Raw genomic sequence first — 12637 nt, forward strand, 5'->3', positions numbered from 1 at the left:
TCAAGCCTGATGACCATAGCGAGGTGGTCCCACCCCTTCCCATCCCGAACAGGACCGTGAAACACCTCAGCGCCGATGATAGTGCGGATTCCCGTGTGAAAGTAGGACATCGTCAGGCTAATATCCCGCCAAACGCCCCGACCAGAATATGGTCGGGGCGTTTTGCTTTGCGCTTTCGAATCTCGTCGCAAATATCCTTGGCCCGGCGCGCATGCCAGGGCGGCTCCCCCGCGAGGAGGATGGCGCAACAGCACGACTGCGGGGTCTGAAAAGCCCTGGGTACAACCGTTACCCCGGGATGCGCCTGGGCTGCCTCAGGCGGTCGTGCAATGCGGCTCGCCGGTGGGGTGCGGACTGGACAAGTCCTGTCGAGCCGTTCAGCGCCCCGGCATGTCCGCCTGGAGGCCCGCATGACTGAACGCCGCTTGCCGCCCGCTTGCCTGGGTTTCAGGGCGAGTCCATGGCTCTGGCTGGTGCTGGGCATCCTGTGCATCGACGGCATTCACCAGCTGCTCTATGCCCAGTCCTCGTTCACGCCGCTCCACGACTGGCTCAGGGGCCGCGCCACGGACGACTCCTGGCGCCACATGCAGCAGGCCTACGAGGCCGTGCGCAGCCCGCACCAGGAGCCGCTGTACCAGCTCCTGTTCTTCCAGGACGGCGTCAAGTTCCAGTACCCGCTGACCAGCCTGCTGCCGCCGTACTTGGCCGATCAATGGGGCATCCGGCTCGGCAGCGGACGCCTGAATGCCGTGAGCCGGGTGGTATTGCTGCTGGAAGCCCTGGTGGTGGCCCAGATCGCGTACGAGGCCTTCAAGGCCCGGGCCACGCCCCGGACCCCGCGGCGCACGCTGTACGCGGCCTGGGTCGCGGGCGCCTTGATGAGCCTGAGCTTCTACCCCGTCCTCAAGGCCTACAGCCTCGGACAGGTGCAGACCTGGCTCAACGCCTGGTTCGCCCTGGCCTGCCTGGCGTGGATGCGCGGCCAGCTCTCCATCGCCGGCGCGCTCATCGGCCTGGTCTGCCTGTTCAAGCCGCAGTTCGCCCTGTTCCTGCCCTGGGCGCTGCTGCGCCGGCAATGGCACTTCGCCGCCGGCTGGGGGCTCGTGGTGCTGGCCGGCGCCGCCTGGTCCATCGGCCTGTTCGGGCTGCGGGACAACCTGGACTACCTGTCCGTGGTCTCGCACATGAGCCGCCATGGCGAGGCCTACTACCCCAACCAGTCCGTCAACGGCCTGTTCCACCGCCTGCTGGGCAATGGCGACAGCTTCCATTGGCCGGAGCATGAGCTGGCGCCTTACCACCCCGTGGTCCATGCCGCCACGCTGATCTCCTCGGTGGCGCTGCTGCTGCCGGCGCTGTGGTTCCGGCGCCGCGCGCCCCGGTTCAGCGTGGTGGACCTGCTCATCGCCGCCCTGAGCTTCACGATGGCCTCGCCCATTGCCTGGGAGCACCACTACGGCGTCATGTCGCCGGCCTTCCCGGTGCTGGCCGCGCTGCTGTGGGACGACGAGACGCCGGCGTCGCGCCCGGCGTCCTGGGGGCTGCTGGTTCTGGCCTTTTTGTTCTGCTCGCGCTTCTGGCCTTCGGCGCAGGAGCTGGCGCTGAGCTGGGCCAACGTGGCGCAGTCCTACCTGTTCCTGGCCAGCCTGGTGGTGTTGTGGCTGCTGTACCGGATGCGCGACCGCGCCGCGGGCCGGCTCGGTACCGAGGCGGTCACCGCCGAACGTGCGGCCGACCCGACCGGGCAGGGCAGCCCGGCCCTGCGCTGAGCCTCAGCGCTCCCAGGGCGCCGGCTGTTCCGTGGCGATGCCGTAGCGCGCGATCGCCTCGGCGCAGGCGGCGGCGTTCACGCGGCCTTCGTTGCGCAGCGCAGTGAGCGCGGCCAGCACGATCTGGTGGCGGTCCACCTCGAAGAAGCCGCGCAGCGCCGCGCGCGTGTCGCTGCGCCCGAAACCGTCCGTGCCCAGCACCGTGACGGGCGCATCCACATAGGCCAGCGCCAGCTGCGGCCAGGCGCGCACGTAGTCGCTGGCGGCCACCACCGGCGGCTCGCCGTCCAGGCAGTGCCGCACATGGCTGGTGCGCGGCGCGGCCTGGGGATGCAGCCGGTTCCAGCGCTCCACCTCGCGCGCCTCGCGCGCCAGCTCGCTGAAGCTGGTGGCGCTCCACACTTCCCCTGCCACACCCCAGTCCCGCGCCAGCAGCTCGGCCGCGGCAATGGCCTCGCGCAGGATCGTCCCGGAGCCCACCAGCCGCACCCGGCCGCACGCCGCGCCCGACGGCCGCTGCTCGCCGTAGCGGTACAGGCCGCGGATGACGTCGGCGGCCACGTCCTGCGGCAGCGTCGGCTGGGCGTAGCTCTCGTTCATCAAAGTGACGTAATAGAAGACGTCCTCCTGCGCTTCGAGCATGCGGCGCATGCCGTGGTCCAGGATCACGGCGAATTCACCGGCGAAGCAGGGGTCGTAGGCGCGGCAGTTCGGGATCTGCGCCGCCTGCAGCAGGCTGTGGCCGTCCTGGTGCTGCAGGCCCTCGCCGCCCAGCGTGGTGCGCCCGGCCGTGGCGCCGAGGAGGAAGCCGCGGGCGCGCTGGTCGGCGGCGGCCCAGATCTGGTCGCCGATGCGCTGGAAGCCGAACATCGAGTAGTAGATGTAGAAGGGCAGCATCGGCTGGCCGTGCACCGAGTAGCTCGTGGCCGCCGCGGTCCAGCTGCTGACGGCGCCGGCCTCGCTGATGCCTTCCTCCAGGATCTGCCCGTCGCGCGCCTCGCGGTAGCTCATCAGCGAGCCGATGTCCTCGGGCTCGTAGCTCTGGCCATTGAAGGCGTAGATGCCGACCTGCTTGAACAGGTTCGCCATGCCGAAGGTACGCGCCTCGTCTGCGACGATGGGTACCACGCGCGGGCCCAGCGCGGCGTCCTTGAGCAGGCCGCCCAGCATGCGCACGAAGGCCATGGTGGTGCTCATCTCCTTGCCCTCGGCCTGCAGCGCGAAGCTGCCGTAACGCTCCAGCGCCGGCACGGGCACCGGCTCGGCCTGGGTGCGGCGGCTGGGCAGCGTGCCGCCCAGCGCCGCGCGGCGCGCGTGCAGGTAGCGCAGCTCCGGGCTGTCCGCGGCCGGCTTCACGTAGCTGAGGCTGGCCGCCGCCTCGTCGCTCAGCGGCAGGTCGAAACGGTTGCGGAAGGCAATCAGGTCCTCGCGTTCCAGCTTCTTCTGCTGGTGCGTGGTCATGCGGCCCTGGCCGGCCTCGCCCATGCCGTAGCCCTTCTTGGTCTGGGCCAGGATCACGGTCGGCTGCCCCGTGCTGCGCGCCGCGGCGTGGTAGGCGGCGTAAATCTTCACCAGGTCGTGGCCGCCGCGCTTGAGGCGGTCGATCTGCTCGTCGGTCAGCCCCTGCGCCAGCGCCGCCAGCTGCGGGTTCTGGCCAAAGAAATGCTCGCGGTTGTAGCGCCCGTCCTTGGCGGCGAAGGTCTGCAGCTGCCCGTCCACCGTGCGCGAGAAGGTCTGCACCAGCGCGCCCTCGGTGTCGCGGGCGAACAGGCCGTCCCAGTCGGAGCCCCAGACCAGCTTGATGACGCGCCAGCCGGCGCCGGCGAACAGGGCTTCGAGCTCGTCGATGATGCGGCCGTTGCCGCGCACCGGGCCGTCCAGGCGCTGCAGGTTGCAGTTCACGACCCAGATCAGGTTGTCCAGCTTCTCGCGCGCCGCCAGCGTCAGCGCGCTCATGCTCTCGGGCTCGTCCATCTCGCCGTCGCCGAACACCCCCCACACCTTGCGGCCCGTCGTGTCCAGCAGCCCGCGGTGCGCGAGGTAGCGCATGAAGCGCGCCTGGTAGATGGAGCTGATCGGCCCCAGGCCCATGGAGCCGGTGGGGAACTGCCAGAAGTCCGGCATCAGCCAGGGATGCGGATAGCTGGAGAGTCCGCGCACGCCGGCGCGGGCCGCGCCGATCTCCTGCCGGTAATGCGCCAGGTCGGCCTCGCTCAGCCGCCCCTCCAGGAAGGCGCGCGCGTACACGCCCGGCGCGGAATGCGGCTGGAAGAAGACCAGGTCGCCGCCGCCCTGCTCGCCGCCGGCACGGAAAAAATGGTTGAAGCCGACCTCGAACAGGTCCGCCGCGCTGGCGTAGCTGGCGATGTGACCACCCAGCTCACCATAAGCCTGGTTGGCGCGCACCACCATGGCCAGCGCGTTCCAGCGCATCAGCGAGGCCAGCCGCTCCTCGATGGCCAGGTCGCCCGGGAAGGGCGGCTGCTGCGCGGCGGGAATGCTGTTGACGTAGGGCGTGCCGCGCTCGGGCTGCCAGCCCACGGCCGGATCGCGCGCCGCAGCGGCGAGCATGTCCATGATCTGGCGCACCCGCGCCGGCCCGGCCGCCTGCAGCAGCGAGGCCAGCGCGTCGCGCCACTCGGCACTTTCTTGCGGATCGGGGTCCGCCACGGGCAGGGCGGCGAGGTGCTGCTGGATCTTCAAGTCGCTCATGGGGCTCTCCTGGTGCGGGCAGTTTAGGAATGGACCCGCGGCACGAGTGACCGCAGTTCACCGCTGAGCAAGCTCATGGCAGCACAAAATGCTGCGAAATAGGATATGGAGGAGTGGAATGGACCTTGATGCCACCGATCTGCGGATACTTCACGAGCTGCAGCGTGATGCCGGCCTGTCCAACGTGGCCTTGGCGCAGCGCGTGCACCTGTCGCCCTCGCCCTGCCTGGCGCGGGTCAAGGCGCTGCAGGCGCGGGGCGTGATCCGGCAGTACGTGGCGCTGCTCGATGCCAAGCAGCTGGGCCTGGACCTGAACGTGTTCATCTCGGTCAGCCTCAAGCACCAGACGCGCGCGGCGCTGGCGGCCTTCGAGGCCCAGGTCTGCGCCCGGGAGGAAGTGATGGAGTGCTACCTGATGTCGTGCCAGGAGGACTACCTGCTGCGCGTGGCGGTGCCCGACATCCCGGCGCTGGAGCGCTTCATCCTCGAACAGCTCTCGCCGATGGAAGAGGTGGACAAGATCCGCTCCTCCTTCGCGCTCAAGCAGGTGCGCTACAAGACGGCGCTGCCGCTGGGGAAGGGGTAGGCCGACGCCGGGCATGTCGGGCGGGGCCAAATGCGCGTTGCCTTGGGCCGGCCGGTTCCACCATCCGGGTCAGCCTGGAGCCCGCGGCCGTGAAGGGCGACACGGAGCCTGCGCCGGAGCAAAGGAACGAGGGCCGCCAGCCCCTAGCATGGCGGCCGCTGGTGAGGGACCGGGAGACAAGAACATGGACACGCGCATCCAGGGCCGGCACGGGGTCGGCAGGGGGAAGGAGGCGGCGGCGACCTTTGCCGTCGCGGGCGCCGGGGCCATCGCCCTGGCGCTGGGCACCGAGGGCGTGGCGCTGCTGCTGGGCGCCTTGGCCGGCCAGGCCGGCGCCCATCGCGGCTGGCTCGATACGCTGCTGCTGGGCCAGCCGCTGCCGGGAGCGCTGCTGCGCGAGCTGGCGCTGCTGACGGCCGCGGCCTTCCCGCTGTGCCTGCTGCCCGCGCGCCGCATCGGGCCCACGCTGCTGGCGCGCTACGACGCTGCGGCGCTGCGCGTGGACCCGCCCGCCGCCCCGGCCCCGGCCTCGGCCTGGACCGGCCCGCGCAGCCCGGCGCAACAGGCGGCCTGGGCCGGGCTGGAGCGCTGGTGCCAGGCCGCCGGCCCGGCGGCGAGCGCACCCTTCTGGCAGCCGCTGGCCGCAGCCGAGTTGGCGCAGCCGCTGAAGGTGGCCGTGCTCACCGGCGGCAGCGTCGCCGAGCGGTCGCAGCTGGCGCTGGCCTTCTCGCGCCACATCGACGGCACCGTGCGGCTGCGGGCCCTGGAGGGCAAGCTGCGGCGCATCGCTTGGCGGCTGCGCATCAAGCTGGACGAATGCCTGTGGTGGCGCCCCCTGCCGCCGGACACGCCCTGGGACGCCGGCTACCTGCCGGCCCGGGCGACGGACTTGGCGCACCTGCACGCGTTCCGCCCGCGCCGGGCCACGCTGATCGTGGCCGACGGCCTGCATCCCCGGCTGCTGTCGCAGGCGTTGCGCATGCTGGAGCAGCATTGCGCGGAGTTCCGGCATCCGGTGCGGGTGCTGGTGGTGGACGCGGCACAACCGGCCGAAGACCGGCTGCGCGGCGTCCGGCAGGCGGCCCAGCCTTGCGCCCAGGTGCGAGGGCAGGTGCCGGTGTTCGAACTCGACACCGTCTGAGCGGGCCGCTGGCCTTCAAGGCTTCGGACGGCAGACCTGGCCTGCCGTTTCTTTTTCAGCCGGCCGATTGACCTATTGCGTTCAGGGAATTGAATCGCGCGAGCCAGGCGTCGCCTGGCCCGGGCCCTGGAATATCCGGCCCACCAATATCGGACGACGGGATATTGTCTCGGCGACATATCCAGAACGACATCGCTGCGGTGTGGTCAACCACGGTGTTGCGATTTATCAAATCCACGAAACAAGGGCTCGCTTCGGGGGTGGGAAGAAATGAGTGCGCCGCTACGCTGGCCCCGGCATGCGCGATAGCGCGTGCTTTTTTATGGGTGGAGGTGCCATGAAGCGGAGGTTGTTCAATATTTCACTGGCTACGGCCGGTTTCATGAAGACGGCTTATGCCGCCGATGACACGGCGGCGCCGGAGCGGCGTGCCAAGCCGCGAAGCTACGCGGTGCTGCGCCTGGGCACGATCAATGGCAGCTGGAGCAGCGCCCTGGCCGTGAGCGCCTTGGGCAAGGCCGCCGGCGCGGTGGGGCTGGACATCGAAGGGGGCTACCGGCCGGCGCTGTTCATCCCCGGCCGGCCACCCCAGCCGCTCTACACCGACGGACCCGGCGAGGCCACCGGAATCAACATCCGCACCGAGATCGTGGGCTGGTTCCGGCAGGGCAGCTTCACCCAGGCCTTCCGCTGGTGGCGCGAGCAGCTCGCCACGCTGTCGTCCTTGGGCGGGGGCAGCAGCCATGCCGCCGCGATCAACAACCGCTCGGAAATCGTGGGCTGGTCGGAGGCGGCGCCCGGGGCCGCGCACGCGGTTTACTGGTGGGGCGAGCGCCTCATCGACCTGGGCACCTGGGGCGGCTATGCCGCGCAGGCCACGGCGCTCAACGAGCGCGGCGACATCGTCGGCTTCCGGGAGGTGCTGGTCGATGGCGTGGGGGTGCGCCAGGGCGTGCGCCTGATGCGCGGCCGGCGGCCCCAGCTGTTGCCCACCCTGCCGGGTTACGAAAGCGTGGTGCCCGCCAGCATCAACAACCGCGGCGACATCGGCGGCTACATGTACCCGGCAAACAACTACCTGTTCGGCCGGGTCGCGTTCATCTACGCCGACGGCAAGTACAAGCTGTTCCCCACCCAGAGCGGCAACCCTTCCGTCGGCACGTCCCTCAACGTCCACAGGGATCTGGTCGGGTACATCTTCGACGGCAACGCCGATCCGCGCGACCGCGGCATCGCCTGGCTCGATGGCGGCAAGCAGAGCGTCGGCCTGGTGGCGCTGCCGGAAGCCCTGCAGGCCGGCTGGTACGCACTGGGTGGCGCCAATGCCATCAACGACGTCGGCGTGATCGTCGGTGACGGCCAGTACCGCGTGCCGCCCGGGCGCAGAAGCTCGGAGGCTTACATGCTCATCCCGCGGTATTGAGCGCCGGCTTCAAATCCCCGGGCCGGACCATGGGCCGGGGATTATCTGCATGGTGTTTTTATTCCTTGCAGTACCGCGAGCCGCCGGTCCGACACAGGGTTTTTACTGCGCGAATTCCATGGAACCAATTCCGTCTTGTGTGATATCGCGGTCTTTGTCCCGCACCGTTTTTTCAGGATTGAGCGGGTGCTTGAATTTGCGGCCATGGTTATTCGGGAAAATCAATGGCCCGCCTTGGGGATGATGAGTAAGTAACGTGCCAGTTACGCTGGGCCCGGCATGCCTATATCGCATGCTTTTCAAAGGAGGGACCGATGAAGCGTAGGGAGTTAGCGTTTTCCATGGCATTGGCCGGCGCGGTGCCGATCGCGCGCGCCGGCCACTTGCCTTACATAGCCGAGCTCAAATGCGGGTCGGCGCCGAATCATTCACCTGGCCCGAAATTTTCGAGAACTTGAAGCGGACTTCGATCGTCCGCTGTTCACAGGTAGCTTGCCTTTTTATATGACGGAGGCGTCATGAAACGAAGGAATTTCACGATTTCCGTGGTGGCGTCCGGTCTGGTGCCGGGCGCCTATGCCGCCGGCCTTGACCAGGGCGGCCAAGCCCAGCCGCGGGCAGCGGTCATTCCCAATTACGACATATTTTCGCTGGGCACCTTCCAGGGCGGCAGGAGCGCGGCTTTCGCGGTGAGTTCCAACCGCAAGGCCGCCGGCTACGTGAGTTTCGACATCCAGGGTGGCTACCGGCCGGCGCTGTTCTTTCCCGGCGAGGTACCGAAGCCGATCTACACCGACGGCCCCGGCGAGGCGCGCGGCATCAACGCCCGTATCGAGGTCGTGGGCTGGTTCCGGCAGGGCAGCTTTACCCAGGCCTTCCGCTACCGCAACGACACCCTGCAGACGCTGGCCGCGCTGGGCGGGGGGCACAGCCACGCCGCGGGCATCAACAACCGCTCGGAAATCGTGGGCTGGTCCGAGGCCGCGCCCGGCGCCTCGCACGCGATGTACTGGTGGGAACAGCAGATGGTCGACCTGGGCACCTGGGGCGGCTACGCCGCGCAGGCCACGGCCATCAACGAACGTGGCGACATCGTCGGCTTCCGCGAGGTGGTGCTCAACGGCGTGGGGGTGCGCCAAGGCGTGCGGCTGATGCGCGGCAAGAGCCCGCAACTGATGCCCACGCCCCCGGGCTTCACCAACGTGGTGCCTACCGCCATCAACAACAAGGGCGACATCGCCGGCTACGTGCACACCACCGATCTGCTGTGGACGCGGCAAGGCTTCATTTACACCGCTGAAGGCGAATACAAGCTGACCCCGATGCTCAACGGCCAGCCCACCGTGGCACTGGGCGTCAACAACCGCAGGGACATGGTCGGCTTCGTCTTCGACGGCAACGCCGACCCGCGCAACGGCGGCGCCATGTGGATCGATGAAGGGCAGACCCGGATACGGCTGATCCCGCCCTACGACCCCAATCAGCCGGGCTGGTACCGGCTCGGGGACGTGGCCGGCATCAATGACGCCGGCGTGATCGTCGGCTATGGGCGCTACCGCTACAGCGATCTGGTCTGGCGCACCGAGGCGTGCATGCTCATACCGAGAAAATAAAAAGAGATATTCCCCAGCCCCGGCCAGTCCGGGGCTTGTTTATTTCGGCACGCCAGATGTGCCAGGGAAATACTTCGGCTTTGATCAATAAGCCGAATCAAGCCTTGCCGCAGGACACTCGGCGAATATCCGGGTTCAAGCAGGGCCCAGAAACCTGAAGGAATTCTCGGCGTGCCCGGCCGGCCCGGCATTCAGGCCGGGACGCCCATTCCCAAGGGCTGAATTTCGCCGCGCAGCCGCGCCCAGCAGGCCTCCACGAAGGCGCCCATGATCTTGGCGTAGCGCGGATGCGCCTGGTGGCCCCACTCGGGATGGAACTGGAAACCCCAGGCGAACTGCCGCGGGTCGTGCCAGCGGAAGGCCTCCACCAGCCCGTCGTCGGCCAGCGCTTCGGCCACCAGGCCCGGCGCCAGGCGCTTGACGCCCTGCGAGTGCAGCGAGCTCACCGCGAAGCGCGTGCAGCCGGTGATGCGCTCCAGCTCGCCGCCATTCAGCAGGGCAACCTCGTGCCGCTCGGCGTACTGCTCGTCCAGTGACTCCTCCGGGCTCTCCCAGTGCACCACCGGCCCGCCCAGCACCTGCAGGCTCTGGTGCATGCTGCCGCCCATGGCGACGTTGAACTCGTGCGAGCCCCGGCAGAAGGAAATGAGGGGCACACCGCGCTCGATGCACAGCCGGATCAGCGGCAGCGTCACGGCGTCGCGCGCCTCGTCGAAGGGCATGTCTTCCTGCAGCGGCTCCTCCCCGTAGTGGCGCGGGTGCACGTTGGTGGCCGAGCCGCCTAGCAGCACGCCCTGCACCTGGTCCAGCATCAGCGGCAGCCGGCCGGCGGGCACGCGCGGGTAGCACACCGGCTGCAGGCCCAGGTTGAGCAGCGTGCGCACGCCCACCTCGTCCATCACCGTGTACATCTGCGGATGGCCATGCTCGTTGCCCAGCTCGCGATGGCTGGCCGCGACCCAGACGCAAGGCACGCGTCCGGCTTCCAGAAGCAGCGGGTCGTCCATCATGCGCAAGGCCCCTGGCGCAGCCGGCAATGCTCGCGGCAGGCCTCGGCAAAGGCCTGCAGCGTGCGCTGGTAGAAGGGAATGCGGTCATGGCGCCATTCCGGGTGCCACTGCACGCCGTAGGCGAAGGCCTTGCTTTGCGTCGAGCGCACGCCTTCGACGAGGCCGTCCGGTGCCAGCGCCTCGGCCACCAGGCCTTGGCCCAGCCGCTTGATGCCCTGGCCATGCAGCGAGTTCACCAGCGCGCGCTCGCCGCCCGCCCACTGCGCGAAGGCGCTGCCGGGCTGCAGGATCACTTCATGCCGCTCGGCGAACTGCACCTCCAGGTCCGCGTCCTGCGGCTCGCGGTGGTCCAGGTGCTCGGGCTCGGCATGCACCTGCTGGTACAGGCTGCCGCCCAGCGCCACGTTCATCTCCTGCAGGCCGCGGCACACGCCGAACAGCGGCGTGCCGGCCTCCAGCGCGGCGGGCACCAGCGCCATGGTGAGGCGGTCGCGGCGCGGGTCGAGCAGGTCCGTCTCCAGCGCCGAGGCGCCGAAGTGGCTGGCCTCGACGTTGGAGGGCGAGCCGGTGAGCAGCACGCCATCAATCAGCGGCAGCAGCGCCGGCACGTCGGCGGCGCCGGCCAGCGGGAACAGCACCGGCTGCAGGCCGAGCTGGCACACGGCCGCCGCATAGCGGTCGGCCAGGACCGTGTACCCGCCGGGGTCGGACAGATCGAGGTTGCGGTGGCAGGCCGGCAACCAGACGAGCGGCTTGTGTGCAGGCATGTGTCGAGGGTGCGTCCGCGGCGCCGCCAGGGGCGACGCCCGTCGCGCGACGGGATGTAGGCAATGAAGCCGACAGGGCAATTCGGGGGCCTGCCGGCGCCGCCGCAGGGCCGGCCGCTGGCGCCGCGACTGCGTTCCCGGGGTGTTCAACGCGCCGTGCCCGAGGCGCGGGCGGCTTCGTCCTGGCCGACGCAGCGCGTGTACCTGCTCGGGCAAGCGGCCTCCAGCCCGCCGGTGGGCGTGGCGGGAAACTCGGGCGAATTGAACATCTTCAACACCTTTTTCCAGGCCACGAGGGGCGGGCGCAGGTCGCGTTCCCAGAACACGTAGTTGCTGTACAGGCGGTCCCTGGAGAATTCATAAAGGTCCCACACGTCCGGCGGATCGAAGGGGCCGCCGCCATAAGGCGAGTAATAGGAATCGGACTCCACCTGCATGCCGATGGGAATCTGCCCGCGCACCTGGTCATTGAAGGGGTAGACGTATTTCTCGTGGTCATCGTCGGCCATGAAGACGTCCGGCGAGCCGTAGCCCAGGCCCTGCGCCTGCAAATTGCTGACGATGGCCGGCGTAAATTCCTTTGGAAAATTCACGAACTGGATCACCACCGTGTTGGCAAACGCAGCCCGGGCCGCGGTATCCAGCCGGATGAAATTCACGTAGTAGGCGGTTTTCTGCTCAGCAGTGACCGGCTCCACGGGGCGGCCAAAAGCCGTCTCCGTCAGTATCAGGCCTTCGAAATAGGGATGACTGTTGTAGCGCGCGGCCAGGGTGCGGATCAGCTTGGTCACGCGGTGGCGCGTGTGCTCGTTCCACAGCGTGATGACTTCGCCCTGGCTGTCCTTGTGGGTCTGGATGTGGAAGACGCCGCCGTCGTAGTAGGGCGTGTGCAGGTAGGCCGGTGCCACGCGGTCCGAGCGAAAGGAGCGCAGGCTCAGCAGCAGGAAGAAGCGCTTCTGCCGCGCCGCCGCCTTGTTCAGGAAACGCTCGATGCGCCAGAAGCTGTAGACGTCCTTGTCCTTCTCGATCTGCTGCCAGTACGCGCGCACCACGATGCCTTTCACGAAGGGCAGGTGCTCGACTTCCTTCAGGCCGCTGTCCACCGCGTGGTCACCTTCGTCCGCCTGGAACACGACGTAATGGCCGGGATTCCATTTCATATTGCCGGGCGCGGCCAGCGCCGCGGACGGCTGAAAATTCTGCGCCGTTTTGGAGCCTGAGACGGCAGCGGTTTCTCGCGCGCCGGTTTGAGCAGTATCCAGGCTGGCCCGCAGCGCTTGCGAATCGCCGCCGCCGCATCCGCCCGATACCAGGGCAAGGACCATCGCTAAATCCATGGACAAGCGCCGAAGGGAGGCCTTCATTTTCACCCCCGAGCCGATTCATGAAAAACACACCCTGCCTGCGGAGCCGGTGAATGCCGGCTGCCGAAGGGGCCACGCGGGTGATTGCCAGGGCGTGATGCTGACGGGTCGCTCGACCTGCATCCACGCCCGGGAAACTCCCGAGATTTCTTGTCCGAAAATCCGCGACGTCAGATTAAGCGCGGCGGCAAACCTTGTGACCAATAGGCGGTTAACCCGCCGTTGGCATGGCGCCGCGCTGGCCGGGCC

The 12637-nt window shown here is 68.6% G+C and carries 9 protein-coding genes and 1 rRNA gene; 6 read left to right on the forward strand and 4 right to left on the reverse strand.

The features are described from left to right. The first annotated feature begins 5 nt into the window (after positions 1–5). Both rrf and HHL10_RS19075 read left to right on the forward strand, forming a co-directional pair. Positions 6–118 (forward strand): 5S ribosomal RNA (rrf, locus tag HHL10_RS19070). Positions 119–410: 292 nt separating this feature from the next. Further along, positions 411–1772 (forward strand): glycosyltransferase family 87 protein, encoded by a 1362-nt coding sequence (locus HHL10_RS19075; RefSeq protein WP_169161991.1) that lies wholly within the window; start codon positions 411–413, stop codon positions 1770–1772. Between the two features lie 3 nt (positions 1773–1775). Here the strand turns inward: HHL10_RS19075 and mdeB are convergent, their stop codons facing one another. Then, complete coding sequence (gene mdeB, locus HHL10_RS19080; protein ID WP_169161992.1) at positions 1776–4484, reverse strand: alpha-ketoglutarate dehydrogenase; 2709 nt, start codon at positions 4482–4484, stop codon at positions 1776–1778. A gap of 118 nt (positions 4485–4602) precedes the next feature. Between mdeB and HHL10_RS19085 the strand changes: the two genes are divergently transcribed. The 4 genes from HHL10_RS19085 to HHL10_RS19100 all read left to right on the forward strand — a co-directional run bounded on the left by HHL10_RS19085 (position 4603) and on the right by HHL10_RS19100 (position 9247). Then, a complete protein-coding gene (locus tag HHL10_RS19085; protein ID WP_169161993.1) occupies positions 4603–5070 on the forward strand; it encodes an Lrp/AsnC family transcriptional regulator in 468 nt (155 codons plus the stop codon). 184 nt (positions 5071–5254) lie between these two features. Beyond that, positions 5255–6211, forward strand: a complete 957-nt coding sequence (locus HHL10_RS19090) for a hypothetical protein (RefSeq protein ID WP_169161994.1) — start codon at positions 5255–5257, stop codon at positions 6209–6211. Positions 6212–6593: 382 nt separating this feature from the next. Then, a complete protein-coding gene (locus HHL10_RS19095) occupies positions 6594–7634 on the forward strand; it encodes a hypothetical protein (protein ID WP_169161995.1) in 1041 nt (346 codons plus the stop codon). Between the two features lie 518 nt (positions 7635–8152). Then, entirely contained in the window at positions 8153–9247 is a 1095-nt protein-coding gene (locus HHL10_RS19100) for a hypothetical protein (protein WP_169161996.1), read from the forward strand. 191 nt (positions 9248–9438) lie between these two features. Here the strand turns inward: HHL10_RS19100 and HHL10_RS19105 are convergent, their stop codons facing one another. From HHL10_RS19105 to HHL10_RS19115, 3 genes are all read right to left on the reverse strand, one after another. Next, positions 9439–10257 carry a gamma-glutamyl-gamma-aminobutyrate hydrolase family protein gene (locus HHL10_RS19105; RefSeq protein ID WP_169161997.1) on the reverse strand — a complete coding sequence of 273 codons (819 nt, stop codon included), beginning with the start codon at positions 10255–10257 and terminating at the stop codon, positions 9439–9441. Next, a complete protein-coding gene (locus HHL10_RS19110) occupies positions 10254–11024 on the reverse strand; it encodes a gamma-glutamyl-gamma-aminobutyrate hydrolase family protein (protein WP_169161998.1) in 771 nt (256 codons plus the stop codon). The genes HHL10_RS19105 and HHL10_RS19110 overlap by 4 nt, the downstream gene beginning before the upstream one ends. Before the next feature lie 146 nt (positions 11025–11170). After that, positions 11171–12388 carry a hypothetical protein gene (locus tag HHL10_RS19115; RefSeq protein WP_169161999.1) on the reverse strand — a complete coding sequence of 406 codons (1218 nt, stop codon included), beginning with the start codon at positions 12386–12388 and terminating at the stop codon, positions 11171–11173. Positions 12389–12637 lie beyond the last annotated feature (249 nt).

The sequence above is a fragment of the Azohydromonas caseinilytica genome, from assembly GCF_012927045.1.
Taxonomy (GTDB): domain Bacteria; phylum Pseudomonadota; class Gammaproteobacteria; order Burkholderiales; family Burkholderiaceae_C; genus Azohydromonas; species Azohydromonas caseinilytica.